The following is a 25,663-nucleotide window of genomic DNA, read 5'->3' as shown; positions in this document are numbered from 1 at the left end:
TACATCGAAGAATCCAGGCTGCTTGGGTTTGGGTTGCTTCCTGCGTTTGTCTTTCTTCATCGGCCTCGGGATCACTTTGCGCTTCGAGCCTTTTTATCACATCGATTCCATACACACTACTCTAGAATGCTGAATTATTAGAGGTGCCCCCTAGTCCCAGCACCGCGGTTCCATTGGTCACGACCGCTATCAGGTTCCCGCGTGCCGTCAGGTCGCGTGCGGTTGCCGGATCGCGCACGATTTCCTCGCAAGCCGCCGCCACGCCAGGCGAATAGGCCAAGGCCATATCGCGCTGGGTCATCAATCCCTTGGTGGGAGTGACGGCGATCTTCCCAGGGCGGGGCAAGCGGTGATAGTCCAGTGCGGCTTTCTTTAGGGAGGATTCCATGCAAGGGGAGAGTTTGGCAGGGCAGCCGATTATATGTCGCGGGGTAAGTGCAACATAACGTTCCACCAAGGGTGTGAGGACCAAGAGGAGTTGCTACACTCGGTCGCATGGAGTTCTGAGACCTAAAATGCGAACAGTAATTCGCGCTCATTTGCTCTTGTTCGCGCTGCTATGGCTGCAAGGCCAAGCATGGGCACAGGCTGGCAGCTATCCTCTGCTGTGGAAGGCCACTTCCGCCACCAATGTCGTCTATCTCTACGGCACCATTCACGTGGGAAACCAAGCCTTCTATCCCCTGCATCCGTCGGTGGAGCTAGCCTTCGCGCAATCTAAGGTCGTGGCGCTGGAGGCAGACCCCACGAATCAGGTCAATATCGCGGCCGCCCTTGCACAAGCGGGTTACCGGCCGCCGGACCGCATAGAGAATCATATATCCGCGCCGCTCGCCAGAACGCTCAACAAAGCGCTACCCACGCTTGGGTTCCCGGTGGAGGCCGCGCGCCTGATGAAACCCTATCTGCTGTCCATGGCCCTTAGCATGATGGAAGTAGGAAAACTCGGTTACGACTTTCGCCTCGGGTTGGACATTCACTTCGCGCAACGCACGCAGCGCGAGGGCAAGAAACTGGTGGAACTCGAATCCATGGCGGCGCAACTGGCATTGTTCGGCGCCCTGTCCTCTGAAGTTCAGGAAGCAATGTTGAAATCGACCTTGGATAGCATCGCCTCTGGTGCGATGGCACGAGACCTCAAGGATCTTATCGGGGCGTGGAAAACCGGCGACGAAACGCGCCTTCTGGAAGCCATGAATCGCGACACGCGCGATCTACCGGCTGATGCAAGAGAAGAGATGATGCGGATTTTTTATCGCGGCCGCAATGAAGAAATGGCGAGAAAAATAAGCGAGATACTCGCCGGTTCCGATCCGCACTTCGTGGCTGTGGGCGCGGGCCATTTGCCCGGAGACACGGGCATTGTCGCGCTACTTATAAGAAAAGGATTTGACGTCTCGCGAGTGCGTTGAGCGCTAGACTTTAAAATCCACGGCGGGCGGGGGCGGGTCATCCGGCCGACGCTGGCTTTTGCGGCGCTCTCCCACGCGCGCATCCAATAGCACCGGGATTTTTTGCTTGCGCCGGTCTTCACCCGAGCGCCGTTCGATGGCTCTGCGCTCCGTTTGGGGAGTCTCTGGCGAATTCCCTTGCTCGTTCTCGGAAGATAAGCCACTGTTGCCAGCGCCCCCGCCTTCGGCATCCCCCTCTTCTTTCACCGGCTTTAACGGTGTTACGTTGCCGGTTGCGCCCACCGTACCTAGGGTACTGGGCACCTGAAAAGCCGGTATGGGCGGAACGTTGATCTGCACTTAAGAAATTCCCTCAAAGGGCTATTCGCCAGGGGTGGATCTACTCCTTGTTTCTTTTAACGTCTCGATCGCCGATTTCTGCATCTCCAAGGTCTTGATGCTCATCTGGAGAAAACTCAAATTCACTTTCAGCCAGTTTTCGACGGTGCGCAGCTCACCGATCTTTTTTTCCACCTCGGCCGGATCGATGGTGGGGGCGAATACTCCAGGCATCGCGGCAGGATTCCACATCTGCTGGAGCGCTTCGAACCATTGCTTGGAAGGATCGTCCGCCATGGCGCGCGCCCTACATCGTGGGGCCTAGGATCCACGGCGCGAACTCATCTTCGCCATAACCCCATTGCTCGCTCTTGCTTTTCTCTCCAGAGGCAACACGCAAGATGATCTCGAAGAACTGCTTGCCAACTTCCTGGATGCCAGCCTTGCCATCGACGATGACACCACAGTTGATGTCCATATCGTCTTCCTGCTTGGTAAACATGGCCGTGTTGGTAGCGAGTTTCAGCGAAGGTGAAGGCTTGCAGCCGTAAGCCGAACCACGCCCAGTGGTAAAGCAAATCATGTTGGCTCCGCCCGCCACCTGGCCCGTGGCGGACACAGGATCGTAACCCGGCGTGTCCATGAACATGAACCCGCGTGTCTTGATAGGCTCGGCATACTCCAGCACGTCCATCATGCCCATGGTGCCGCCCTTGGCTACCGCGCCCAAGGACTTCTCCAAAATCGTGGTCAAACCGCCGGCCTTGTTACCAGGCGAAGGATTGTTATTCATCTCGCCCCCGAGGCGCTCCGTGTACTGCTCCCACCACTTGATGCGGCGAACCAACTTTTCGCCGACTTCCCGGCTCACGGCACGGCGCGTAAGCAAATGTTCCGCGCCGTAGACCTCCGGCGTCTCGGAAAGAATGGCGGAGCCCCCATGCTGGACAAGCAGATCCACCGCGGCACCCAAGGCAGGATTGGCGGAGATGCCCGAATACCCATCGGACCCGCCGCACTGCAAGCCCAGCGTGAGATGCTTGGCCGAAACGGCTTCCCGGCGAGCCCGGTTGGCGGCAGGCAATAACTCCTTCACGCGCGCGACACCTTCGGCGATGGTCTTGCGCGTGCCTCCGGTATCCTGGATGGTCATGGTTTGCATCTGGTCCGAACGCTTCAATCCTTGCGCGGACATGAGATCGTTGATCTGATTCGCCTCGCATCCCAGGCCGATCATCAGCACGGAGTGGAAATTAGGGTGGGTCGCATAGCCCGCCAGCACACGGCGCAGCAAATCCACCGGCTCGCCCGTGGAAGCCATGCCGCAACCCGACTTGTGATGAATGGGCACGATGCCATCCACGTTGGGAAATTGCGCCATGATCTCGGGCGTGAATTGCGCCGCGATCTGGCGGCACACGTGAGCGGAGCAATTCACGCTGCTGATGACGCCGATGTAATTGCGCGTGGCAACACGCCCGTCGGTGCGCACGATTCCCTGGAAGGCGGCGGGATCGGGGACATATTGCGTGGGCTTGTAATCCACGCAATAGGCGTAATCCCGGTCGAAGTTACCCATGGCGAGGTTGTGCACGTGTACGTGCTCGCCCGCGCGAATGGGCCGGGTGGTGAACCCGATGATCTGGTTGTAGCGGCGCACCGCCGCGCCTTCGTTGAGATCCTTGGTCGCGATCTTATGTCCCGCGGGCACGTTCACGCTGGCGCGAATACTCTCCTTGAGTATCTCGGTCCCTGCGGGTAGCTCCACCCGGGCGATCACCACGTCGTCGGCGGGATTGAGGCGAATGGTCAAGTCAGCGGCTTGTAACATGAGAACTCCTTGAGAAGGTAGCGCTTGCGGCTAATATGCGGCCATTCTAGAGGAGCGCGGCTTTTGAAACCACCCCCGCCCATCAAGTTGGAGAAGATCATGCGCTTGCCACGTTGGTTGCTGTGGCTGTCCATCGCGGGCGTCCTCGCGCTCATCGCCGGATTCATTCTGGTGGCCTTTCTTTTCGTGAAGCCGGCTCCGCCGCGCACGCTTCACTTGTCCACCGGGCCTGTGGGTAGCGACTACCACGCCCTGGGCCAGCAGTACCAGAAAATACTCGCCCGGCACGGCGTGGCCGTGCGCCTCATCCCATCGGCGGGTTCTCCCGAAAATTTGGAACGGTTAACGGACGGCGATTCCCCCGTGGACGCCGGCTTTTTCCAAGGCGGGACTGGATACTTCGCCAACGCCCCCCAGCTAGTCTCGCTCGGGAGTCTTTATTACGAACCGTTGTGGGTTTTCTACCGTGGCCAGGAGATCACCGATCTGCCCGGGCTAAGCGGGAAACGCATCGCCATCGGCCCCTACGATAGCGGCTCGCGCGCGCTCGCCATCCAGCTCTTGGCGGTCAATTCCGTGGTATTGCCACCCACTACGCTAGTGGATGCCGGCGGCGGAGAAGCCGCGAAGAAACTACTCGATGGGCAGATCGATGCCGCGCTGATCGTGGCACCCGGTGAGTTCGCGGTCGTGCAGCAATTGCTGGCCGCGAAGAACATTCGCCTGCTGAGTTTCGACCGGGCGGAAGCCTACACCCGCCGCTTTCCCTATCTCACCAAGGTTCTCTTGCCCAAGGGTGTGCTGGACTTCACTAACAATTTTCCCGCGAAGGATGTCGTACTGGTGGCGCCCACCGCCAGCCTTCTGGCCCGCGAAACCTTGCACCCCGCGCTGGCCTACCTGCTCCTGCGTGCCGCCACGGAGATTCACAGTGGCACGGGACTTTTCAACAAGGCGCGCGAATTTCCCAACATGACCGACTCCGATTTCCCCTATAGCGATGAAGTCACCCGCTTCTACCAATCGGGCTCGCCATTTCTTCAACGCCACCTGCCCTTCTGGCTGGCGAATCTCGTGGAGCGCCTATGGGTTTTACTGTTGCCCGCGCTTGCCATCGCCATTCCGCTCATCCGCTCCATTCCACCGCTGTTTCGTTGGTGGCGGCGTTCGCGAATCTATCGCTGGTACGCGCGGCTCAAGGAGATTGAGCTTGATCTGGAAAGTACCCACGACAAGGAAGACCTCAACGCCATGCTAGGCCGGCTCGATGAAATCGAGGAGGCCGTGAGCCATGTCCAGACGCCGCTGGCGTACGCGGAGAATCTCTACAATTTTCGAGCGAATATCGCGTTCGTGAGACAACGGGTGCTGGCCCGGGCGGGACGCTAGTTAGTCACCGCCTCCGCATCCTCCGCCACCGCGGGATGCGCCCGTTGTGCCAAGTCGCGAAGAGCGCGCCCGCCGCCCTTTCACCGGGGAAGAACCACCGCGAACGGCTGTGGCAAAATGCCTCGCTTACCGAAAAGCCAGGGAAGCACACAGTGGGAAGACTCAGCGGTAAAACCGCCCTAGTGACCGCGGCGGCGCAAGGCATTGGGCGCGCAACATCCGTGGCCTACGCCCGAGAAGGTGCACGTGTCATTGCGACCGACCTCAATCTCGAAAAACTCAAGGAGTTGAGCGGCACCCCAGGCATCGAGACACGCAAGCTCGACGTGCTGGACGATGCCGCGATCGCCGCAATGGCCTCCGCCTTCTCGCCCAACGTCTTGGTCAATTGCGCCGGCTTCGTGCATAACGGCACCATCCTGGAGTGCACGGACAAGGAATGGGACTTTGCCTTCAATTTGAACGTGCGCAGCCACTTCAAAATGATTCGCGCCTTCCTGCCCAAGATGCTTGACCTGGGCGGGGGCTCCATCGTGAATATTGCCTCGGTGGCCGGAAGCATCAAGGGCATCCCAAACCGCTTCGTCTACGGTGCCACCAAGGCCGCGGTCATAGGCCTGACGAAATCCGTGGCGGCGGACTACGTCAAGCGCGGCATCCGCTGCAATGCCGTGTGCCCCGGCACCGTGGACACGCCGTCCCTGGGCGATCGAATCAACGCCTACGCGGATCCAATGCAAGCGCGCAAGGATTTCATCGCGCGCCAGCCCATGGGGCGCCTGGGCAACGCCGAGGAAATCGCGCAGTTGTGTGTGTACCTGGGCTCCGACGAATCCGTATTCATGACGGGGCAGACCGTTCTTATCGACGGCGGCATCACGTTGTGAGCACGCGCCGTTCTTTCCTCAACGAATAACCTTTAGGAGAACCTATGAAACTCGTTCGTTATGGTGCAACTGGAGTGGAAAAACCCGGCATTCTCGACTCCACTGGCGCGATTCGAGACCTGTCCAGCATCATCAAGGATATCGACGGTGCCACCATCACCCCAGAAGGCTTGGCCAAGCTTCGCGGCCTGGATGTGAACAGCCTGCCCAAGGTTGGGGGCAGCCCGCGCCTGGGATCTCCCGTGGCCGTGCCCAGCAAAGTGGTCGCCATCGGATTGAACTACTCCGATCATGCCAAGGAAGCAGGGCAACCGATTCCCGCCGAACCCATCATCTTCATGAAAGCCACCACCGCGGTGAATGGTCCCAACGACACCGTCGTGCTCCCGAAGGGATCGAAGAAGAGTGACTGGGAGGTGGAGTTGGCCTTCGTCATCGGCAAGACGGCGCGCAGCGTCTCCGAGGCCGATGCGCTGGATTATGTGGCGGGTTACATGATCGCCAACGATGTCTCCGAACGCGAGTGGCAAATCGAGCACGGACCCACCTGGGACAAAGGCAAGGGCTTCGACACTTTCTGTCCGCTCGGACCCTGGCTGGTAACCAAGGACGAGATCGCCGACCCGCAAAATCTCTCCATGTGGCTGGAAGTCAACGGCAAGCGCATGCAATCGGGTAACACCGGCACCATGATCTTCCCGGTGAAAAAGCTCATCGCCTACATTTCCTATTGCATGACGCTATTGCCCGGTGATGTCGTCATCACGGGTACGCCCCCCGGCGTGGGTATGGGGATCAAGCCCAGCCCTGTGTTCTTGAAGGGCGGGGACGTGATGCGCGTGGGCATTGACGGCTTAGGGGAACAGCGCCAAGCCGTCGAGGCAAGGTAAGCGGCTCTTATCTGGCGAAAGGCGGCCCAAGGCCGCCTTTTTCACGTACATCGCCAGCACACACAGACCGAATCCGCGCAAACCGAGCGAGTCCCCTGGAGACTCTCAGGCGGGGAAAAATTGCGCCCGTGCCCCTTGAAACCCTTTTACCTGCCCCCAATTGCCGCAGGGTCGAACGGGAGAACCATTGAATGCAACATCAAGAACCGGCGGTGGCACCGCCTAGCGGCGAAACGCCCGCGTCGCAGCCCGAAGGGGCCGAAGCGGCGGACACCCCCGTAATCATTCCAAGTGCCGAGGAGGTGCTGAAACAGGCGGAGCTTCTGGCGCAAGAGCATCATGACGCTTGGCTGCGAGCCAAGGCCGAGGCCGACAATGTCCGCAAACGCGCGCAAGCCGACATCGCCAACGCCCACAAGTACGCGCTGGAGGGCTTTTCCTCGGCGCTGGTTCCAGTCAAGGACAGCCTGGAGGCTGCCCTCAATACCGAGAACATCACCATCGAATCCCTGCTCGAAGGCGTGGAACTCACCCTCAAGCAGCTAAACGCCTGCTTCGAGAAATCCGGGATCAAGGAGATCAACCCCGCCGGGGAGAAGTTCGATCCCCACCGCCACCAGGCCATGACCGCGGTGGAATCCGACCAAACCCCCAACACGGTGTTACACGTATTCCAGAAGGGCTACATGCTCAACGATCGTATCCTTCGTCCGGCGCTGGTCACGGTGTCCAAGGCCAAAGCTTGAAAAACCTGTCCTATCCCCAACGTAAAGCCTCAACAGCAACTTCATCGAATTAAGGAACCAGCATGGCAAAGATCATCGGCATCGACTTGGGCACCACCAATTCCTGCGTGTGCATCATGGAGAATGGCCAGCCCAAGGTCATCGAAAACTCCGAGGGTGCGCGTACCACGCCCTCCATCGTAGCTTATGCCGACGATGGCGAAATCCTCACCGGTGCTTCCGCCAAGCGGCAGGCGGTAACGAATCCTCAGAACACCATCTACGTCTCAAAGCGGCTGGTGGGGCGCAAGTTCAAGGAAAGCGAAGTTACCAAGACCGTCAAGTCCGTGCCCTACAAGATCGTGGAGGCCCCCAATGGAGACGCCTGGGTGGAAGTGCGGGGCAAGAAAATGGCCCCGCCCGAGATCTCCGCGCAAGTCTTGATGAAGATGAAGAAGACCGCCGAGGATTACCTGGGCGAGCCGGTGACCGAAGCGGTGATCACCGTACCGGCCTACTTCAACGATTCGCAACGCCAAGCCACCAAGGACGCGGGCCGCATCGCCGGCCTGGATGTGAAGCGCATCATCAACGAACCCACGGCTGCGGCCCTCGCCTTCGGCATGGACAAGAAGAAGGGTGACCGCAAGATCGCTATTTACGACTTGGGAGGCGGTACCTTCGATGTCTCCATCATCGAGATCGCCGAGGTGGAAGGCGAGCACCAGTTCGAAGTACTGGCCACGAACGGCGATACTTTCCTGGGCGGCGAGGATTTCGACCAACGGCTCATGGACTATGTCGCCGACGAGTTCAAGCGCGAGCAGGGCGTGGATTTGCGCAAGGATATCCTGGCACTGCAACGCCTGAAGGAAGCGGCGGAAAAAGCCAAGATCGAACTTTCTTCCACGCAACAAACGGAAATCAATCTGCCATACATCACCATGGATCAGAACGGGCCCAAGCACTTGGCCATGAAGATCACGCGCGCCAAGTTCGAAAGCCTGGTGGAAGATCTCATCCTCAATACCGCCAAGCCCTGCGAAGTGGCCATCAAGGATTCCAACGTCAAGCTCTCGGATATCGACGATGTCATCCTGGTGGGCGGCATGACCCGCATGCCGAAGGTGCAGGAGAAGGTTAAGGAGATCTTCGGCAAGGAGCCGCGCAAGGACGTCAATCCGGATGAAGCGGTTGCGATCGGCGCCGCCATTCAAGGCGGCGTGCTGAAAGGCGAAGTGAAGGACGTGCTGTTGCTCGACGTGACGCCGCTATCCCTGGGTATCGAAACCCTGGGGGGCGTGATGACCAAGCTCATCCAAAAGAACACCACGATCCCGACCAAGGCGACGCAGACCTTTTCCACGGCCGACGACAACCAATCGGCGGTGACCATTCACGTGCTGCAAGGCGAGCGCGATATGGCATCGGGCAACAAGAGCTTGGGACAGTTCAACCTGGAGGGCATTCCGCCGTCCGCGCGTGGCATGCCGCAGATCGAGGTGACCTTCGACATCGATGCCAACGGGATCTTGCACGTTTCGGCCAAGGACAAAGCGACCGGCAAGGAAAACAAAATCAAGATTACCGCCAGCTCTGGGCTCTCGGAAGAAGAGATCCAGAAGATGGTCAAGGACGCCGAACTTCATGCCGAAGAAGACCGCCAGGCGCGAGAGTTGGTGGATGCGCGCAACCAATGCGACGGCATGGTGCACATGGTGAAGAAATCCCTGGGCGAGCATGGCGACAAGATCGGGGCAGATGAAAAGTCCAAGATTGAAGCCGCCATCAAGGAAGCCGGGGAAGCCATGAAGGGCGGCGACAAAGCCACCATCGAAGCCAAGACCCAAGCCTTGGCCATGGCCTCGCAGAAGTTGGGCGAGAAAATGTACGCCGGAGCGGATGCCGCTCAAGGTGCGGCGGCCGGAGGCGGCGGGAATGCGGAGAAGAGCAAGACCGCGGACGCAGGCGACGTGGTGGATGCCGAATTCGAGGAAGTCAAAGACAAGAAGTAATGCGGTGAGGCGTGAGGCGGGAGGGGTGAGGCGTGATTCGCGCTTCACCCATGTTGTCATTCCTGGTTCCGAAATCCTAGATCCTAGCCCCTAAAGAGAAATGGCCAAACGCGACTACTACGAAGTGCTCGGTGTGAATCGCGACGCGTCCGAAGAGGACATCAAGAAGTCCTATCGCAAGAACGCGATGAAGTTTCATCCTGACCGCAATCCCGACAATCCCAAGGCTGAGGAAAAGTTCAAGGAGGCAAAGGAAGCCTACGAGGTACTGTCGGATTCGGAAAAGCGCGCGGCCTACGACCGTTTCGGGCATGCGGGAGTGGACCATCAGGCCGGCATGGGCGGGGCGGCCAGGGCGGGCGGATTCGCCGACGCTTTTGGCGACATCTTCGGCGAGATTTTTGGCGGCGGCGGGCGCGCGCGCTCCAGCGTGTACCGAGGGGCGGACCTACGCTACAACCTGGAAATATCCCTGGAAGAAGCCGCGCGCGGGACCGAGACCAAGATTCGCGTCCCCACCTTGGAGGAATGCGAGACTTGCCACGGTTCGGGGGCAAAACCCGGCACCCAACCCACCACCTGCTCGACCTGCCAAGGCCAAGGCCAGGTTCGCATACAGCAAGGCTTCTTTTCCCTGCAGCAGACTTGCCCGCGCTGCCACGGCACGGGCAAGATGATTCGCGATCCGTGCGGCCCCTGCCAGGGCGCGGGCCGGGTCAAGAAGCAAAAGACCCTATCGGTGAAGATCCCCGCCGGCGTGGACGAGGGCGACCGCATTCGTCTATCTGGCGAAGGCGAGTCCGGCGTGAATGGCGGCCCGCCGGGAGACCTCTACGTTGTCATCCGCGTGAAGCAGCACTCCGTCTTCGCCCGCGAGGAGAACGATCTCATCTGCGAAATGCCAGTGTCCATCGTTACCGCGGCCCTGGGCGGGGAGATCGAGATTCCAACCTTGGATGGTGCCGCCAAGATCAAGGTCCCCATGGAAACCCAAAGCGGACAGGTGTTCCGCCTGCGCGGCAAGGGCATCAAAGGCGTGCGCAGCCAGCATTACGGCGACCTGCTGTGCCGGGTGGTAGTCGAAACCCCCGTGAAACTCACACCGCGCCAGAAGGAGCTACTGGAGGAGTTCGAGGAAATCAGCCAGCGCGACGGGGTCAATCACAACCCTCGCGCGAAAGGCTGGATGGAAAAAGTGAAGGAGTTTTTCGGGACTTGACCGAATAACTCCTTTGCCTTTCGGTGTAGGCTAACCTTCAGGTTAGGCCGGAACCAAAAGGTCACTACCTCTTTGGGACGTAAACGAGAAACTACATTCGCACACGAAGGACGCCAAGGACGCGAAGGAGATCGAAGCCATACTGGCGATAATTGCCTTACCAAGTTGGTTAGAAGTGTGAGCGCTCTGTTTTTCCTTCGTGTTACTTCGTGTCCGTCGTGGTTAATCGCCGTTTGTCAGCCCAGCTCATGGTTGGGCACCGGGATCAATCTCCACCTCCGCCACCATCGCCACCGCCAGAATCACTCGAATGGAAATCACCGGTCCCTTCATGGACATCGCGATTGCCATAATCCCCGGGTCCTCGGTAGTAGCGTAGCGCTCTATCTATTTTTTCATCGAGGCCACCGCTGCTAATAATGGCGATGCCAAATGCGCTAAGGGCTACACCCAGCCAAAACCAAATCAGCCCAAACTAATGATGGCCAAGCATTACACCACTTATGCCGATTGCGAGCAGCGGGAAACCTAGGTAGTCGCGTGCACGCATTTGAAAGTACCTAGCGGATAGGTTTCACCGCAGCGAGAAAGTAAGAAGATTTTTCGGGCCTAGACCCAAAATCTAAGCCGCCTTCGCAGTTCGCTCCGCCTTGCTTTCCCCGTCGAGCACCGGCTTGGCGAAGAAATATCCTTGTGCCCAATCAACGCCGAGATCGCATAGCACTTGCGCGGTCTCGGCGTTCTCGACACATTCGGCCACGGTATTCACGCTCAAGGAATGGGCGGTGGTTGCAATGGCGCCGATCAGTTGCCGCACGCGGCGGTCGGCGACGATGCGCTTGACCATCCATCCCTCGATCTTCAGAAAGTGCACGGGCAGTTCCGCCAAGTAGAGGAATGAGGAAGCCCCGCTACCAAAGTCATCCACGGCGACGCGGAATCCGGCATCGATCAGCGGGCGCAGATTCTTCTTCATCATGGCGATCTCGCCCGGCTGGCGCTCGCTGATCTCGGCTACTAGGTTAGGTTTGCCCCTGCCTTGCGCACCTACTTTCGCGACCAGTTCTTGGACCTGGTCCATATCGGCCAGGAACTGACTGGACAAGTTGATGAAGCGCGTCTGGTTCCCCTCGGTCATGGGACGTGCAAGAGCAAGTGCCGACACGCGCTCATCCACCTGCGACACCAAGTGCATGGATTCGGCCGCGCCGATGAATTGTTCGACGGCCACCACGGCACCTTCGCGCGTGAGAATGCGCGCCAGTGCTTCCTCCGCAACGGTTTCCCCAGTGCGCAAGTCGACGATGGGCTGGTAGGCGGCCACGATGCGGCGCTCATCGAGCGCGCTTTGCACTTGTGGCCCGTCCCAAAGACCCTTTTTGCGACGCTCTCCAGCGCCCGTGCACATCACCCGGTCGCGGCCAGCGCGTTTGGCTTCATAGAGCAAGGCGTCGGCTTGCTCGAGCAAGACCTTCAATGAGTCCACGCCGCCTTGATATATGGACACGCCCATGCTGATGGTGATGGGTAGCTCGCCTTGGGGTGACTTCAATGGTCGCGATCGCACCAGCTTGCGCGCGCGCTCACCGGCGATGAAGGCGCCCTTGGCGTCCAAATAGTGATAGCAGATGAGGAACTCTTCCCCGCCCCAGCGCGCGATCCAGTCGCCGCCCCGCATGTTGTCCGCCAGGGTCTTGGCCACGTGTGCCAACGCCAAGTCACCGACATGGTGGCCGTATTGATCGTTTACGAGCTTGAAGCGGTCGATGTCGGCGATGGCCACGGCAAAGCCGCCGCTCTCGCGGCGCGCCCGGTTCCATTCGATCGCAAGCCTCGCCTCGGCCGCCCGCCGGTTGGGCAAGCCGGTGAGAAAATCTTCCATGGCGAGCCGGGTGATCTCCTGCTCTTGCGCCTTGCGTTCGGTGATATCGCGCTGAATGGCGACCCAGTGGCTCACCTCGCCTTCGATACCGTTTACCGGCACCACCGCGAGGTCTACCCAATAGGCCTTGCCGTTCTTGCGGTAGTTGAGCATTTCCGCATGGGCCGCGCGCCCGTTGGAAATGGCCTCGCGCAAGGTGGCGCGGGTCGCCTGGTTGGTTTCGGCGCCCTGCAAAAAATGGGGCGAACGGCCCAGGACGTCAGCTTCCTTGTACCCGGTGATTTTCTCGAAGGCGGGGTTCACATAGACGATGCGCTGGAGGGCGTCGGTGATCATCACGATCTGGTCCGAGGCCTCGATGGCGGTGGAGAGCAGCTTACGTTGCTGCGCATCGTGCACGGCGCGAGTGCTATCCACCACGAGGAAATCCAGCAATTCAGGTGCACTGGGCGGCGAGGCATAGGCCACCATTTCGAGAATGCGGTAGTCGCCGTCGGCCTTGGGCACGCGCAAGTCCACCCGGTGCGGACGCCCGGCGATGGCACTGCTCGACAAGCGGTCGAAGGCGGCCTCGCCGATCAGGCTCCTGGCATCGGCCTGGCGGATTTCTGCCCGCTTTCGCCCAAAGAGCGCGGCGAAGCCAGCGTCGCATTCGGTGATCGTGTTGTCGGAGATACGAACGGCGCAGCGGCTAACTTGGGCCGCCTCCAGCAGATCGCGCTCGTAACGCTCCGATAAGGTCTGCTGGCGGGCTCGCAGGGCGAAAGCTAACTCCCGCATCGTGGAGGCCACCAGCAACTCAAGCAATTCGCCCGAAAGCTGGAAGGCGCGCTCGAGCTCGCGCTTGGAGGATTCGATGGTCTCCTCGATGGCGGAGTTGAGCGTGGAATTAAGCTCTCCTACCCGCTTCCAGGCCGCGGACAATTCCTCGTCTTGAAAGGTCTTCGCGAGTTGCCCGCCCTCGCCCCCATACCAAGCGGCGAAACTTGGGTCGCTCTCGGGAATGACATGCCAGTTGGACAGGGAGTGGATGGTGTCGCGCAGGCGCTCCTGGTGGCGGCGAACACCTAAAAGAAGGGGCGGAAACGCGGTTTTGTAGGATTCCACCTCACCCTCCTTAAGTTAGTTGGTCGCTAATGACGCCGCCATATCGTGCCTTTCGCTGTGTCCTCTAGCAGGATTCCTGCCTTGGCGAGTTCGTCGCGGATTCTGTCTGACTCGGCGAAGTCTTTTGCCTTGCGCGCAGCCGTGCGCGCCTGGATGCGCTGCTCGATTTCAGCATCGCTCAATCCCCCCGAGGAAACCAATCCCCCGCCTTGCAAGAAGTCAGTAGGCTCCCGACGCAACAGGCCGAGGGTCCCCGCCAATGCCAAGAGCATGGCGGTGAGAATCCCGGAGCGCGAGCGATGGGCCTCGTTGGCGATGTCGAACAACACGGACATGGCATCGGCCGTATTGAAGTCGTCGTCCATGGCGTCCTTGAAGCGCCGCGCATAAGGACCGGACCAGTCCATCGCGCTCATGGAACTCGCGGGAATATCCCGTAACGTGGTGTATAAACGCGTTAATCCCTGACGCGCATCGTCCAAATGCTGGTCCGAATAACTGAGCTGGCTGCGGTAGTGCGCCCTTAAGATGAAGAACCTGACCACCTCCGGGTCGAAACGCGCCAGTACCTCGCGCACGGTGAAGAAGTTGCCCAGGGACTTGGCCATCTTCTCCTCGTTCACACGCACGAAGCCGTTGTGCATCCAGTAATTGACGAAGGTGTGCCGGTGCGCCCCTTCGGATTGGGCAATCTCGTTCTCGTGGTGGGGGAAGATCAAGTCCTGCCCGCCGCCGTGGATGTCGAAGTGGGTTCCCAGCAGGTGCTCGCTCATGGCGGAACACTCGATATGCCACCCTGGGCGCCCCCTTCCCCAGGGGCTGTCCCAGGCTGGATCGCCGGGCTTGGCGGATTTCCACAGCACGAAATCCAAGGGGTCTTCCTTGGCCCGGTCCACGTCCACCCGCTCGCCCGCGCGCAAGTCTTCCAAGGATTTTCCGGACAGCTTGCCGTAGCCCGCGAACCGGCGCACGGCGTAAAACACATCTCCATTGGCGCCTTGGTAGGCGAGGCCTTCCCGCATCAAGGCGCCGATCAAGGCCAGCATGCCCTCGATGTGCTCGGTCGCCCTTGGCTCGTAATCGGGTTTTTCCACCCCCAGGGCAGCGGCATCTTCGTCCATGAAACCGATGAAGCGCTCGGTTAACGCGCCTATCTCCTCCCCGTTTTCAGCGGCACGGCGGATGATCTTGTCGTCGATGTCGGTGATATTGCGTACATACTTGACTCGCAGTCCCGAAGCGCGCAACCAGCGTCTCACCATGTCGAAGACGACCATCACGCGCGCATGGCCGATGTGACAATAGTCGTACACCGTCATGCCGCAAACATACATGGACACTTGGCCGGATTGTAGGGGGACGAACTCCTGCTTCTCCCGGTGCAGGGTGTTGTAGATCTTGAGCATGCGCTTTTAGCCTACGGGGCGCGATGAAATCATTAAGTTGGAAAGATCCAAGAAGTCGGCATCAATCGTGCGATCCAGAGCCTAGCCTCGTTCGGCGTGCAAGGGACATTGCGGGGAACTGCGCTCTGCGCACCACGAAAAACCCAGAGGCACCTCATGTCCACCGCGCAATGTGCCGACAATGCACTTTATGCCAACACTAAATTCGATTGAGTATGCGGACGGATTGTTGCTAAAATCGCCCGTATTACAACGACCTACGCGCGAAAATTCGCGTGCTAGTATAGCACGATGAAATTGTCCCTCCCGTTGGTGACGCTCGCTCTTGTATGCGGATTGGCCCCCGTTTCGTGGGCAAAACCCGGCGATGTTCAAGAAGCCACGGTCTTATACAAGCAAGGTAATAAGAGCGAAGCTCAGAGCCGCCTGACTGCGTATCTGAGCGAGAACCCCAAGGATGCGCGTGCCCGCTTTCTCCTGGGAGTAATCCACGCGGAGCAAAAGCGCAACGCGGAGGCCCTGAAGATATTCACGGAGCTCACCAAGGATCACCCTGAATTGCCCGAACCCTACAATAATCTGGCGGTGATCCATGTCGTCCAGGGGGATTACGAGAAAGCTCGGGCCGCCTTGGAAATGGCCATTCGCACCCATCCCAGCTACGCCATCGCCCACGAAAATCTCGGCGATGTTTACGCCACCCTGGCGAGCCGGGCCTACGACAAAGCGCTGCAAATCGACAGCAAGAACAACGCGGCGCGAGACAAGCTGGCCCTCATCAAGGATCTGGTTCCAAAGCCCGCGGTGGCGGTCGCGCAACTCCCCCCCGAACGCTCTGCTCCACCACCGGCAGCACCGGTGCAGCCCGTCAAACCCGTGGCGCCTCAGACTGAGCCGGCCGCCCCAAAGACCAATCTCTCCGAGGAAGTGCTGGCGGCAGTCCACGAGTGGGCCAAGGCATGGTCGAGCAACGACGCGGACCGCTATCTGTCTTTCTATGCCCCCGAGTTTCACACGCCCAAAGGGGAGCCCCGCGCGCAATGGGAAGCGAGCCGGCGCGAAAGGCTAGCAAAACCGAACAAAATAGAGGTCTCCGTTTCCGCGCCGCGCGTTCAGATCGTGGATGCCGGCCATGTGACAGTCGCCTTTCGTCAACATTACCAATCCGACTCGCTGAAGGCCTCGAGCGGTAAGACGCTCGGGATGATAAAAGAGGACAATCGCTGGTTGATCCGGCGCGAAACCGTTGCCAAATAGCCGCATGCCGAAACTCCTAGCCACCAGAACATTTCGCGGGGCCATCGCCCTCCTGGTGATTCTATCGGTGGGTGCCTCTTGCGGCATGGGCGTCTACAAACCATCCAGTTTTTTGCCAGTGCGCACCGTTACGTACCAAGAGGTGGCGATGGCGCAAGCCCATCTGCAAGTGGGGGCGGGCGAAATTGGGTCCGCGGTGAAACAGATTGATTCGCTGTTGAGCAAGACACCCCATTTCCGCCTGGCGCAACTGGTGAAAGGCGATCTATTACTCGCCCGCTCCCGCCCGATCGAAACCGTGGGTAATGCGGGCGCGGCACCTCCCGAGGAAGTCGCCGCGTTACGCCAGGAGGCACGCGCGCGCTTGATGCGCTATCACCTCGAATCCCCAGGCAACCGGATTCCTCGCTATCTGCTGCAAATGCCTGCCTCCTACCGCCACGCCATCGTGGTGGACTCTTCCACCTCGACGATGTACGTCTTCGAGAACCAGCATGGCATCCCGCGTTACATCGCGGACTATTACGTGACGGTCGGAAAAAATGGCATCAACAAATTCAAGGAAGGCGACAAGCGTACTCCCGTGGGTTTGTATTTTTCCAGTGAGCGCCTGCCGAGCCGCCAGCTCACGGATTTCTACGGGCGCGCCGCCTATCCCATCAGTTACCCCAACGAATGGGACCGCAGGCTGGGGCGCAGCGGCCATGGTATCTGGGTGCACGGCGTTCCATCCGATACCTATAGCCGGCCCCCGCGCGCCGGCGACGGGCGCATGGTGCTCAGCAATGAAGACCTGGAAGTACTTTCCAAGCAACTGGATCTCGGAGAAACGCCGGTGATCATCACCGGCCGCGTCGAGTGGGTGAGCGCGCCGCAGTTGACCGATCTGCGCGCCAAGATGTATGAACACATCGAACTATGGCGGCGCGATTGGGAAACGCGCAATGTGGACGCTTACCTTAAGCACTACTCACCGGGTTTCGAGGCCGGGAAGTTGGGATTCAAGGAGTTCGCCAGCCAAAAACGCAAGGTCAACGCCGAGAAGGCTTGGATTCGCGTCACGCTTAGCAATGTTTCCATGTTTCTGTATCCCGGACGGGACGATCTGGCGGTGGTGAATTTCACGCAAAATTACAGCAGCAACAACCTCACGAACGAGATGAAGAAACGCCAGTATTGGCAGCACGACACCGAAGGCTGGCGCATCATCTACGAAGGCAGCGCTTGACCTGGCGGTCAAGCGCTGGATATTTCAGCATGAAAAAATCTATCCGCGGTTTGTGGGGCTTGCTATGCGCGCTTTGGCTGTCCCCCGCCGCCTTCGCTGTTTCCAGCGTGGAAGTCAAAACCAATGCCGGGAGCATTGAAATCGAGCCGGACTCCGCCACCTCCGAGTTTTTCATCAACATCGGTGACAACAGCGATTTCTATTATGGGCACGATGGTACGAGTGCTTACTATTGCGCGTTCGGCAAGGTCATACGCGGGCTCGGCACCCTCAAGAAGATGGTGGAGCCCGGTATCATCTCGGGAGGCGATTTTGCCGGCGACCAACCCGCGCGGCCTCTCGTCATCGAGCACATCAAAATACTCAAGGACAACTAAGACACATGGTCAATCTGCACACGAACTTCGGCGTCATCTCCATAGAACTGGATGCCGAGAAAGCTCCCGTCACTGTAGCCAATTTTCTCGAATACGTACGAAGCGGCTTCTACACGAACACGGTATTCCATCGCGTCATCGACGGATTCATGATTCAAGGCGGCGGTTTCGAACTCGGCATGAAAGAGAAGACCTCTGGGGCGAACATCAAGAACGAAGCGGCTAACGGACTCAAGAACAGCGCCTACACCGTGGCGATGGCGCGCACTCCCGACCCGCACTCGGCATCGAGCCAGTTCTTCATCAACGCCACGGACAACGACTTTCTCGACTACCGCGCCCCCACGCCCCAGGAGTTCGGCTACTGCGTGTTCGGAAAAGTGGTCTCGGGTACGGAAGTCGTGGACCAGATCAAGAAAGTGAAGACTGGCACCAAGGGTTTTCACCGCGACGTCCCCGTGGACGACGTCGTCATCACCAAGGCCGAGGAGGCTTGAAGGCGAGGATCTAGGATCAAGGATCTGGAAACCTGGAGTCGCGCCACGGGGTTCCATATCCTTGATCCTAAATCCTAGCCCCTAAGAATGTTCACCGCCTTCGTATCGGATCTCCATCTAAGCCCGGAAAGGCCAGGCATTACGCAAGTCTTTCTGCGATTCCTGAAGGAGGACGCCACCCGCGCCATCGCCCTCTACATCTTGGGCGATCTTTTCGAGCACTGGATCGGTGACGATGCCATCGGCCTGGAGTTCAATTCCCTGGTGGTGGAAGCCCTGCATACGTTGAGCGGCGAGACTCCCATTTTCGTCATGCGCGGCAACCGGGATTTTCTTTTGAAGTCACGCTTCGAGAAACAAAGCGGCGCACGGATCATCGAGGACCCCGTGCTCATCGACCTCCACGGTCACCCCACCTTGCTCATGCACGGCGACACGCTGTGCACGGACGACGTGCGCTACCAAGCCTTTCGCAAGCGCGCGCGCAATCCCATCGTGCAGTGGTTGTTCCTAGCCTTGCCTTTGTCTTCGCGCCTTAAGTTGGTGGAGCGAACCCGACGCTTCAGCGAGAAGGAAAAACAGATCAAGTCCAGCGAGATCATGGACGTCACCCAAACCGCTGTCGAGAGCGCCTTTCGCACCCACCCATGCGAGCGGATCATCCACGGGCACACGCACCGGCCCGCCCGGCATGAACATACAGTGGGTGGCACCGCCCGCGAACGCTGGGTGCTATCGGATTGGTACACGCATGGCGAATACCTGCGCTGCGACGCGAGCGGATGCCAAGCAGTTCGCCTGAGTTAGATCGCGTTCAAACCCCTCTCCAAATCCCGCTTCAAGTCTTCGGCCGACTCCAGCCCTATCGCGAGGCGAATCAATCTTTCCGTGATGCCCGCGGCGGCGCGCGTCTCGGGCGTGACGCGCAAATGCGTGGTGGTAGCCGGATGGGTGATGGTCGTCTTCACATCGCCCAAATTGGCGGTGATGGAAATAAGTTGCGTGCGATCGATCACGCGCCACGCCGCCTCTTGCCCGCCGCGCACCTCGAAGGAAAGAATCGCTCCGCCCAGTTTCTGCTGCCGCGACGCAAGCTCGTACTGCGGATGGCTGCGTAGCCCTGGGTAGTACACTCGCGCCACCCTGGGATGAGATTCCAGCCATGCCGCCAGCGCCAAGGCCGATGCCGACTGCGCTTCCATGCGGATTTTGAGCGTCTCCATGCCCTTCAAGATCAACCAGGCGTTGAAGGGGCTCAACGTCGGCCCCGCGTTGCGCAGAAAGGTCGTGAGACTCTGCTGAATCAATTCTTTCTTGCCCAGCACGGCACCGCCCAGCACGCGGCCTTGGCCGTCCAGAAATTTGGTGGCCGAGTGAATCACGATGTCCGCACCCAGATCGAGAGGGCGTTGCAGCACCGGTGTGCAAAAGCAGTTGTCCACCGCCAGCCATATTCCCTTGGCGCGGGCGATGCGCGCAAACGCGGCGATGTCGTAGACCTGGGTGAGGGGATTGGACGGTGTCTCCAGGAACATCAGCTTCGTGCTGGGTTCCACGGCGGCTTCCCAGGCGGCGGGTTCCGTGCCAGTGACGAAGGTGGTGCGCACACCGAATTTCGAAAATTGATTCGCCAGCAATTGCACGGTCGCGCCGAACAAACTTTGCGAGGCGACGATATGGTCACCGGACTTTAGCAACCCCATCACGCACCCCATGATGGCCGCCATTCCGGAGGCGAAGGCCACGCAGCACTCAGCCCCCTCCAGCGCCGCCAGACGCTCCTCGAAGGCGCTCACGGTGGGGTTGGTGTACCTGCCATAGACCGGCCCCTCATCGGTCCCCGCGAAGCGGGCTTGGGCTTGCGCCGCGCTCTCGAAGACAAAGCTAGAGGTGAGGAACAGCGGTTCGCAGTGCTCGTTGAATTGGCTGCGGTGAATACCGGCGCGCACGGCCAGCGTGGACAGATCGGCATCTAACATTTTGGACCTCCAAAAAACAAAAACCCGTTCAGCGTAAAAGCTCGAACGGGTTGTCCGACGCTTTAGCTGGATTTATAAGGCGCCCGCAAGCTGTGGCTCAAATCGGCGCAGGAAGGACAGTACCGTTAACCGGGAGGGGCTGTCAATGTGGGTTTGCACCGGCGTGCCGGACCTTATTCTCCTGGCGGCGCCACCATAATCGGCGAGCGTGCTCTCAATCGAAGAATTGGGTGCGCAATCCGTATCGTTCATAAACCGGCATGGCGCGCCGGTCACAGGTAACGAGTTCGGCGCCGAAAGCCGCCGCGGTCGCCGCCACGAGCGCGTCGTATGCCGCACCGCCGGTGATTCCGTGGTCCGGCAATTCAAGAATAAATTCCTTGTATGCCTTGGCACTCAACCGAAGGAACGGCTGAGGAAAGCGTGTCTCCAGAAACTCCTGGGCGACGATGCTGGAAATTCGGTGAGGAGGAGGAAGACGGGTAAGTACCGAGTATGTTTCGAGTGCGCAGTGCTCGACCAGACGCAACCCGATATCGAGCGAGCGCCGCGCCGCCTCGTGGTTCTCGTGCCAGGATGCAAAAGCGGCGATCACCAGGCTGGTGTCCGCCGCCTTCAACGCCGAACTCGCTCCAATGTATCCCGGACTTGATCGGCGGTAAGCACCGGTAACTCGGTGTCCGGGACCGCTACCACTCCCTTCCCCCGTTTTTTCAGCTGCATCGCCGTGGGCGCGATCTCGATCTCAAGACGCCCGTCACCCGCCCGGATTTCAAGCGGATGGCCAGGCTTCAGGCCCAGGGCCTGGCGCATCGCCTTTGGAACGACGATACGGCCGGCGGCGTCAATAGTTGTTTTCATGGTTGGGAGAATGGCATAAAAATGGCAGGATCGCAACCATGATGAATTGACCATGCGGCATTTCCGCATGCGCCACGTGGACCCGCGCCGTTCCTATATTCACACGGTAAAGGCCTTCCCCGAGAGCATAGATATTCGCTTCTATCAAACTTGGATGGCGGATCCCAACGAACTGTTCAAGCCGGGTGAAGAAGATGAGAAGCGGGTTCCGGCGCTGGGTTTCATCTTTCACATGAGCATTCATCTGCTCCCCAAGGAGCCCATGCACGGGCGTTACGCGGACGAGCGGATCGGGTACTTCTCGATCCCCTTCGATGACTACGGTTCGAGCGAGACCGGCAAGGTCAGCCGGGCTTTCATTCAGCGTTACCACCTGGAGAAGAAGGATTTGTTCGCTCAGGTATCCGAACCCGTCAAGCCTATCGTGTTTTACCTAAGCGATGAGGTTCCCCAGTAGTGGCGCTCCGCCATCAAGCTCGGCATCGAGGATTGGAAACCGCTGTTCGAGCACGCCGGATTTCGCAACGCCATCATCGCGCGCGATGCTCCCACGCCGGCGGAGGACCCGAACTGGGATCCGGAAGACGTTCGCTACAACGTCGTGCGCTGGACGCCCAGCGGCCGCCAAAACGCCATGGGGCCAGCGGTCATCGATCCGCGCAGCGGTGAAGTCATCTCTTCTCACGCTATTTTCTGGCACGACGTGCTGCGGCTGGCGGAAACCTGGTATTTCACCCAAATCTCGCCCTTGGACCCGCGCGCCAGCAAGCTCCCCTTGTCCAAGGAGATTATCGGCGACATGCTGCGCTACATCGTATCCCACGAGATCTGCCATGCCTTGGGATTGCGCCATAACTTCAAGGGACATTCGGCCTATTCGGTGGCGCAATTGCGCGACCCGGAGTGGACGCGCAAATGGGGAAACTCGGCCTCCATCATGGATTACTAGCGCTTGAATTACGTCGCGCAACCAGGCGACAACGCCTATCTGCTGCCGCGCTTCGGCCCCTATGATTATTTCGCCATCGAGTGGGGTTACCGCCAGTTCATCCGGCTCGTCATGCGGGAGGGAAACAACGTCTCGGCGTTGCTCAACACGGATTCCGAGAGCGCCGAGCTCTATGAGCTGGCCGCCAAGCAGGTCAACGATCCCAAGCTGCGATTCGGAGGAGAGGACTCCTCCGCCCATATCGATCCCGGCGTGAACACCAACGTGATCGGCGCCAATCCCATTGAAGCGGCGGACTACGGTTTGCGCAACGTGGAGCGCGTGGCTCCTCTCTTGATCGATGGCACCACCCGCCTTGGCGGCAATTATGACCAATTGGAGGAAATGTACGAAGCGCTCGTGCAACACCGCCACCGTTTCGGCGACCGAGGCGGCCGTGGTGATCAAGGTTCCGGCGCAAACTTTCGATGATATTGGCCAGCGCGCGCCGGAAGCCATCGCTCAGATGTCGGAAGGTATCCGGCAGCGCGTCGCCCGTGACCAGCTCGCCACGAGCCTCAGCCGGTTGTTTGGACCCATGAGCCAAGCCGCATTGAGTTATGTGGAATCCCAGATTCAATGGGTGCGCCTGCGAGCCGGGGAAAAACTTTTCACTATCGGCGAGACGAGCCAGGACATGTATTTCGTGGTCTCGGGCCGCTTGCGCGCCATCGCCGCGGACGGCGCCATATTGAGCGAGATCGCGCGCGGCGAGAGTATCGGCGAAGTCGCCCTACTTACCGGTGAGCCGCGCTCCGCGACCATTCTCGCGGTGCGCGACAGCGACCTTGTGTGTCTTTCCAAGGAAGTCTTCGACCGCATCATCGAGAAATATCCGAAAGTGATGCAAGCCATTGCCCAGGTCGTCGTGCGGCGCCTGCGGACCAAGGAAAAAAGCGATACCGCGCACGGAAAACCGGGGACATGCCTGGCCGTGCTGGGCATCGGCGGCGATCCTCTTCCCTCGGGTTTCACGCAACGCCTGGTGAAGGCATTCGAATCCATCGGCCCCGCCTTGCATCTGTCTTCGCAGCGCGTGGACCAAGCCCTCAACCGGCCCCGCATCGCCAATTCGGAGAAAGAAAGCGCGGGCGGAATTCTCCTGAATGCCTGGTTGTATAACCAGGAATCGGCCTACCGCTTCATCGTCTACGAAACCGAGGCGAAGGATTGCGAATGGACAAGGCGTTGCTTGCGCCAGGCCAACGAAATATTGCTCGTGGCGCACACTTCTAGCGAGCCGGCCGTGCGCGGCCTCGAACACACGCTCATCCATGAGGGTGCAAGCGCTCCCAATGCTCGGCAAACCTTGCTGCTGTTGCATCCAGGCGGGGAACGCAGCCCGAGCGGAACCGATGCCTGGCTCGCGGGGAGAGCCTTGCACCGGCATTTTCATTTACGCCTAGACGCCGAGAGCGATTTCAACCGGGTGGCTCGCTGCCTCGCCGGTACCGCCACGGGATTGGTGTTCGGCGGAGGCGGCGCGCGCGGGCTGGCCCACATAGGCGTTATCCGCGCGTTCGAGGAAGCCGGTCTCCCCGTGGACATGATCGGCGGTACCAGCATGGGCGCGGTGATCTCCGCCGCCTTCGGCATGGGGCTCGGTTGGAAGGAGATCCTGGAAATCTCCCGCACCGGCTGGCTCAAGTACAAGCCGCACAAGGAGTACACCATTCCCATGGTGTCCCTCATTCGCACCCGCGTGCTGGACCGCTGGGCAAAAGACGTTTACGGCAACACGAACATCGAAGACCTGTGGCTGAGTTTCTTTTGCGTAGCCTGCAACCTCACGGCGAGCGAGATGGTTTTGCTGGACAGGGGATCCCTATGGAAAGCGGTGCGCGCTAGTTCCGCTCTGCCGGGAATCTTCGTTCCTGTCATGCGCGACGGGAACGTCTATGTCGATGGGGCGGTGGTCAACAACCTGCCAGGAGATTTGATGCGCAAGCGCGCCTGCCAAACCGTGATGGTGATCGACGTGGGTTCCGAGCGGGGCTTTTCCTTCGGTGTCGCCGAATTCCCCTCGCCGTGGAAATTGCTCTGGAGTTACTTCCTGCCCTTCGTCAAGAAAGTGGACGTACCGAATATCGCCGCGCTATTGCTGCGAACCACGGAAGTGAGTAGCAACCAGAAGGCGGTCGAAGTCAAACGCGATGCGGATGTCTGCCTGCGCCCGCCCATCGATAAATTCGGCATCCTGGACTTCGAGTCCATCGACCAAATCGTGGATACCGGATACCGCTACACAATGGAGAGGCTCGAATCGATGAAGGACGATCCGCGGTTTTCGAAACTCTTCGGCGCGTAAGCCGCGCTCGCCAACAGAGGAAGGCGGCGAAACTCTCGTGCGCTCCCGCTTGCCGTTGACCTGCAACCCTCGATGGCGTGCGGGCCGCTTGCCATCGCCGCCCTTACTCCACGCCGATGCCCGTCTCCTTCACGAGTTTCATCCAGCGCACGCGCTCGGAGGCGAGGTGCGCGCGGAATTCTTCAGGCTTGCTCATCACTATTTCCGAGTCGGCGAACTCCCGGCGCGACCGGAAGGCGGGGTCGTTGAGTATCTTGCTGAACTCGCTGTGCAGCCGGTTCACGATTTCCAGCGGCATGCCGGCGGGCCCCACCACGCCAATCCAGATCGTCATCTCCAAATCGGGGTAGCCCAGTTCCGCGAAGGTGGGCACGCCGGGTAGTTGCGGCGCGCGTTTCTTGCCGGAGATCGCAAGCGCGCGCAGGCGGCCAGACTTGACCAGGGGCTCGACGGTGGCGGTGAAGCCGAAGCCATAATCCACCTGACCGCCAACGATGTCGGTCACCATGGGCGCTTCGCCCTTGTAGGGCACCGATACCACATCGAGCCCCAGGCGGCGCTTGAACATTTCTCCCATGAAGTGATTCAGGTGGGCCACACCGGCGGTGCCGTAACTCATGCGCCCCGCCTTTGCCTTGGCCAGATCCGCCAGTTCCTTGAGAGTGCCAACGTTTCGCTCCGCATTGACCACCAGCACCATGGGGCGGCGTAGAAATTGGGTGATGGGCGTGAAGTCCTTTTCCGCATCGTAGGGAACGCTCATGCCTATGGCCTTGGCGATGGCTTGCTCGTTGGGAGAAGCCCAGGTGAAGGTAAGCCCGTCGGGCTTGGCCTTGGCCACGATGTCCGCCCCGGTCACGCCGCTGGCCCCTGGACGGTTATCCACCATCACCGGTTTGCCGAGCACCTTCGAGAGCTGTTCGGCCAGCAAGCGCGCTTGCGTGTCGGCGATGCCACCCGCGGGCCAGGGCACGACCCAACGAATGGTTTTGCTGGGATAGGGGTCCGCGGCTTGCGCACTCGCCGCAAGTGACATCGCGAAGGCAAGACAGAAGATTTTCCAGGGATTCATAGCACTCGCTCCATG

At 59.7% G+C, this 25,663-nt stretch carries 26 protein-coding genes; 16 read left to right on the top strand and 10 right to left on the bottom strand.

What is annotated here, in order from left to right; translation table 11 throughout:
• Positions 1-121: 121 nt before the first annotated feature.
• On the bottom strand, positions 122-388 hold the full coding sequence (locus EXR36_01000) for a hypothetical protein (protein MSQ58258.1): 267 nt from the start codon (positions 386-388) through the stop codon (positions 122-124).
• Between the two features lie 127 nt (positions 389-515).
• Here EXR36_01000 and EXR36_00995 point away from each other — a divergent pair, with 127 nt between their 5' ends.
• Positions 516-1,412, top strand: a complete 897-nt coding sequence (locus tag EXR36_00995) for a TraB/GumN family protein (protein ID MSQ58257.1) — start codon at positions 516-518, stop codon at positions 1,410-1,412.
• A 3-nt stretch (positions 1,413-1,415) separates the two neighbouring features.
• Here the strand turns inward: EXR36_00995 and EXR36_00990 are convergent, their stop codons facing one another.
• The 3 genes from EXR36_00990 to EXR36_00980 are packed head-to-tail and all read right to left on the bottom strand — an operon-like array spanning position 1,416 to position 3,561.
• The gene (locus tag EXR36_00990; protein MSQ58256.1) at positions 1,416-1,751 is read right to left on the bottom strand and encodes a hypothetical protein; all 336 of its coding nucleotides are present in this window, start codon (positions 1,749-1,751) and stop codon (positions 1,416-1,418) included.
• A 21-nt stretch (positions 1,752-1,772) separates the two neighbouring features.
• On the bottom strand, positions 1,773-2,027 hold the full coding sequence (locus EXR36_00985) for a hypothetical protein (protein ID MSQ58255.1): 255 nt from the start codon (positions 2,025-2,027) through the stop codon (positions 1,773-1,775).
• A gap of 10 nt (positions 2,028-2,037) precedes the next feature.
• A complete protein-coding gene (locus tag EXR36_00980) occupies positions 2,038-3,561 on the bottom strand; it encodes an altronate dehydratase (protein ID MSQ58254.1) in 1,524 nt (507 codons plus the stop codon).
• Positions 3,562-3,624: 63 nt separating this feature from the next.
• On the opposite strand from EXR36_00980, the gene EXR36_00975 reads away from it, so the two are divergent.
• The 6 genes from EXR36_00975 to dnaJ all read left to right on the top strand — a co-directional run bounded on the left by EXR36_00975 (position 3,625) and on the right by dnaJ (position 10,686).
• Complete coding sequence (locus tag EXR36_00975) at positions 3,625-4,950, top strand: C4-dicarboxylate ABC transporter substrate-binding protein (protein MSQ58253.1); 1,326 nt, start codon at positions 3,625-3,627, stop codon at positions 4,948-4,950.
• A gap of 35 nt (positions 4,951-4,985) precedes the next feature.
• Entirely contained in the window at positions 4,986-5,837 is an 852-nt protein-coding gene (locus EXR36_00970) for an SDR family oxidoreductase (GenBank protein ID MSQ58252.1), read from the top strand.
• Between the two features lie 44 nt (positions 5,838-5,881).
• A complete protein-coding gene (locus EXR36_00965) occupies positions 5,882-6,727 on the top strand; it encodes an FAA hydrolase family protein (GenBank protein ID MSQ58251.1) in 846 nt (281 codons plus the stop codon).
• Between the two features lie 191 nt (positions 6,728-6,918).
• Positions 6,919-7,473 carry a nucleotide exchange factor GrpE gene (gene grpE, locus EXR36_00960; GenBank protein ID MSQ58250.1) on the top strand — a complete coding sequence of 185 codons (555 nt, stop codon included), beginning with the start codon at positions 6,919-6,921 and terminating at the stop codon, positions 7,471-7,473.
• Between the two features lie 62 nt (positions 7,474-7,535).
• Positions 7,536-9,467 carry a molecular chaperone DnaK gene (gene dnaK, locus EXR36_00955; GenBank protein MSQ58249.1) on the top strand — a complete coding sequence of 644 codons (1,932 nt, stop codon included), beginning with the start codon at positions 7,536-7,538 and terminating at the stop codon, positions 9,465-9,467.
• Positions 9,468-9,567: 100 nt separating this feature from the next.
• A complete protein-coding gene (gene dnaJ, locus EXR36_00950) occupies positions 9,568-10,686 on the top strand; it encodes a molecular chaperone DnaJ (protein ID MSQ58248.1) in 1,119 nt (372 codons plus the stop codon).
• Positions 10,687-11,308: 622 nt separating this feature from the next.
• Here dnaJ and EXR36_00945 read toward each other — a convergent pair.
• Positions 11,309-13,675, bottom strand: a complete 2,367-nt coding sequence (locus tag EXR36_00945; protein ID MSQ58247.1) for an EAL domain-containing protein — start codon at positions 13,673-13,675, stop codon at positions 11,309-11,311.
• A 26-nt stretch (positions 13,676-13,701) separates the two neighbouring features.
• A complete protein-coding gene (locus EXR36_00940; GenBank protein MSQ58246.1) occupies positions 13,702-15,081 on the bottom strand; it encodes a cysteine--tRNA ligase in 1,380 nt (459 codons plus the stop codon).
• A gap of 291 nt (positions 15,082-15,372) precedes the next feature.
• Between EXR36_00940 and EXR36_00935 the strand changes: the two genes are divergently transcribed.
• The 5 genes from EXR36_00935 to EXR36_00915 all read left to right on the top strand — a co-directional run bounded on the left by EXR36_00935 (position 15,373) and on the right by EXR36_00915 (position 19,247).
• On the top strand, positions 15,373-16,338 hold the full coding sequence (locus EXR36_00935) for a tetratricopeptide repeat protein (protein ID MSQ58245.1): 966 nt from the start codon (positions 15,373-15,375) through the stop codon (positions 16,336-16,338).
• 4 nt (positions 16,339-16,342) lie between these two features.
• Positions 16,343-17,566 (top strand): hypothetical protein, encoded by a 1,224-nt coding sequence (locus EXR36_00930; GenBank protein MSQ58244.1) that lies wholly within the window; start codon positions 16,343-16,345, stop codon positions 17,564-17,566.
• A 29-nt stretch (positions 17,567-17,595) separates the two neighbouring features.
• A complete protein-coding gene (locus tag EXR36_00925; protein ID MSQ58243.1) occupies positions 17,596-17,943 on the top strand; it encodes a hypothetical protein in 348 nt (115 codons plus the stop codon).
• Between the two features lie 5 nt (positions 17,944-17,948).
• Complete coding sequence (locus tag EXR36_00920) at positions 17,949-18,440, top strand: peptidyl-prolyl cis-trans isomerase (GenBank protein MSQ58242.1); 492 nt, start codon at positions 17,949-17,951, stop codon at positions 18,438-18,440.
• An 87-nt stretch (positions 18,441-18,527) separates the two neighbouring features.
• Complete coding sequence (locus EXR36_00915) at positions 18,528-19,247, top strand: UDP-2,3-diacylglucosamine diphosphatase (GenBank protein ID MSQ58241.1); 720 nt, start codon at positions 18,528-18,530, stop codon at positions 19,245-19,247.
• Here the strand turns inward: EXR36_00915 and EXR36_00910 are convergent.
• From EXR36_00910 to EXR36_00900, 3 genes are all read right to left on the bottom strand, one after another.
• Positions 19,244-20,419, bottom strand: a complete 1,176-nt coding sequence (locus EXR36_00910; GenBank protein MSQ58240.1) for an O-succinylhomoserine sulfhydrylase — start codon at positions 20,417-20,419, stop codon at positions 19,244-19,246. The genes EXR36_00915 and EXR36_00910 overlap by 4 nt on opposite strands.
• Before the next feature lie 214 nt (positions 20,420-20,633).
• Positions 20,634-21,038 (bottom strand): PIN domain-containing protein, encoded by a 405-nt coding sequence (locus EXR36_00905; GenBank protein MSQ58239.1) that lies wholly within the window; start codon positions 21,036-21,038, stop codon positions 20,634-20,636.
• Entirely contained in the window at positions 21,035-21,280 is a 246-nt protein-coding gene (locus EXR36_00900) for an AbrB/MazE/SpoVT family DNA-binding domain-containing protein (GenBank protein MSQ58238.1), read from the bottom strand. The genes EXR36_00905 and EXR36_00900 overlap by 4 nt, the downstream gene beginning before the upstream one ends.
• 52 nt (positions 21,281-21,332) lie before the next feature.
• On the opposite strand from EXR36_00900, the gene EXR36_00895 reads away from it, so the two are divergent.
• The 4 genes from EXR36_00895 (at position 21,333) to EXR36_00880 (ending at position 24,576) form a co-directional block, all read left to right on the top strand.
• The gene (locus EXR36_00895; protein ID MSQ58237.1) at positions 21,333-21,737 is read left to right on the top strand and encodes a DUF5117 domain-containing protein; all 405 of its coding nucleotides are present in this window, start codon (positions 21,333-21,335) and stop codon (positions 21,735-21,737) included.
• 144 nt (positions 21,738-21,881) lie between these two features.
• The gene (locus EXR36_00890) at positions 21,882-22,229 is read left to right on the top strand and encodes a hypothetical protein (protein ID MSQ58236.1); all 348 of its coding nucleotides are present in this window, start codon (positions 21,882-21,884) and stop codon (positions 22,227-22,229) included.
• A gap of 3 nt (positions 22,230-22,232) precedes the next feature.
• Positions 22,233-22,700 (top strand): hypothetical protein, encoded by a 468-nt coding sequence (locus EXR36_00885; protein ID MSQ58235.1) that lies wholly within the window; start codon positions 22,233-22,235, stop codon positions 22,698-22,700.
• Positions 22,570-24,576: a cyclic nucleotide-binding domain-containing protein gene (locus EXR36_00880; GenBank protein MSQ58234.1), complete on the top strand. Its 2,007-nt coding sequence runs from the start codon at positions 22,570-22,572 to the stop codon at positions 24,574-24,576. Before EXR36_00885 ends, EXR36_00880 begins: the two co-directional genes overlap by 131 nt.
• Positions 24,577-24,679: 103 nt before the next feature.
• Here EXR36_00880 and EXR36_00875 read toward each other — a convergent pair whose 3' ends face one another.
• On the bottom strand, positions 24,680-25,648 hold the full coding sequence (locus tag EXR36_00875; GenBank protein ID MSQ58233.1) for a tripartite tricarboxylate transporter substrate binding protein: 969 nt from the start codon (positions 25,646-25,648) through the stop codon (positions 24,680-24,682).
• Positions 25,649-25,663: the final 15 nt, after the last annotated feature.

The sequence above is a fragment of the Betaproteobacteria bacterium genome (genome assembly GCA_009693245.1).
Taxonomy (GTDB): domain Bacteria; phylum Pseudomonadota; class Gammaproteobacteria; order Burkholderiales; family SHXO01; genus SHXO01.
This window is presented reverse-complemented; position numbering and strand designations above follow the sequence as displayed.

What these genes read in the sequence shown, in the direction of transcription:
- EXR36_00970 (MSQ58252.1), top strand. Translation starts at nt 4,986, where the DNA reads ATGCGCCCGTTGTGCCAAGTCGCGAAGAGCGCGCCCGCCGCCCTTTCA.
- EXR36_00940 (MSQ58246.1), bottom strand. Translation starts at nt 15,081, where the DNA reads ATGCTCAAGATCTACAACACCCTGCACCGGGAGAAGCAGGAGTTCGTC.
- EXR36_00980 (MSQ58254.1), bottom strand. Translation starts at nt 3,561, where the DNA reads ATGTTACAAGCCGCTGACTTGACCATTCGCCTCAATCCCGCCGACGAC.
- EXR36_00895 (MSQ58237.1), top strand. Translation starts at nt 21,333, where the DNA reads ATGCGGCATTTCCGCATGCGCCACGTGGACCCGCGCCGTTCCTATATT.
- EXR36_00900 (MSQ58238.1), bottom strand. Translation starts at nt 21,280, where the DNA reads ATGAAAACAACTATTGACGCCGCCGGCCGTATCGTCGTTCCAAAGGCG.
- dnaK (MSQ58249.1), top strand. Translation starts at nt 7,536, where the DNA reads ATGGCAAAGATCATCGGCATCGACTTGGGCACCACCAATTCCTGCGTG.
- EXR36_00935 (MSQ58245.1), top strand. Translation starts at nt 15,373, where the DNA reads ATGAAATTGTCCCTCCCGTTGGTGACGCTCGCTCTTGTATGCGGATTG.
- EXR36_00995 (MSQ58257.1), top strand. Translation starts at nt 516, where the DNA reads ATGCGAACAGTAATTCGCGCTCATTTGCTCTTGTTCGCGCTGCTATGG.
- EXR36_00920 (MSQ58242.1), top strand. Translation starts at nt 17,949, where the DNA reads ATGGTCAATCTGCACACGAACTTCGGCGTCATCTCCATAGAACTGGAT.
- EXR36_00930 (MSQ58244.1), top strand. Translation starts at nt 16,343, where the DNA reads ATGCCGAAACTCCTAGCCACCAGAACATTTCGCGGGGCCATCGCCCTC.
- EXR36_00910 (MSQ58240.1), bottom strand. Translation starts at nt 20,419, where the DNA reads ATGTTAGATGCCGATCTGTCCACGCTGGCCGTGCGCGCCGGTATTCAC.
- EXR36_00875 (MSQ58233.1), bottom strand. Translation starts at nt 25,648, where the DNA reads ATGAATCCCTGGAAAATCTTCTGTCTTGCCTTCGCGATGTCACTTGCG.
- EXR36_00915 (MSQ58241.1), top strand. Translation starts at nt 18,528, where the DNA reads ATGTTCACCGCCTTCGTATCGGATCTCCATCTAAGCCCGGAAAGGCCA.
- EXR36_00880 (MSQ58234.1), top strand. Translation starts at nt 22,570, where the DNA reads ATGGCACCACCCGCCTTGGCGGCAATTATGACCAATTGGAGGAAATGT.
- EXR36_01000 (MSQ58258.1), bottom strand. Translation starts at nt 388, where the DNA reads ATGGAATCCTCCCTAAAGAAAGCCGCACTGGACTATCACCGCTTGCCC.
- EXR36_00965 (MSQ58251.1), top strand. Translation starts at nt 5,882, where the DNA reads ATGAAACTCGTTCGTTATGGTGCAACTGGAGTGGAAAAACCCGGCATT.
- EXR36_00925 (MSQ58243.1), top strand. Translation starts at nt 17,596, where the DNA reads ATGAAAAAATCTATCCGCGGTTTGTGGGGCTTGCTATGCGCGCTTTGG.
- grpE (MSQ58250.1), top strand. Translation starts at nt 6,919, where the DNA reads ATGCAACATCAAGAACCGGCGGTGGCACCGCCTAGCGGCGAAACGCCC.
- EXR36_00985 (MSQ58255.1), bottom strand. Translation starts at nt 2,027, where the DNA reads ATGGCGGACGATCCTTCCAAGCAATGGTTCGAAGCGCTCCAGCAGATG.
- dnaJ (MSQ58248.1), top strand. Translation starts at nt 9,568, where the DNA reads ATGGCCAAACGCGACTACTACGAAGTGCTCGGTGTGAATCGCGACGCG.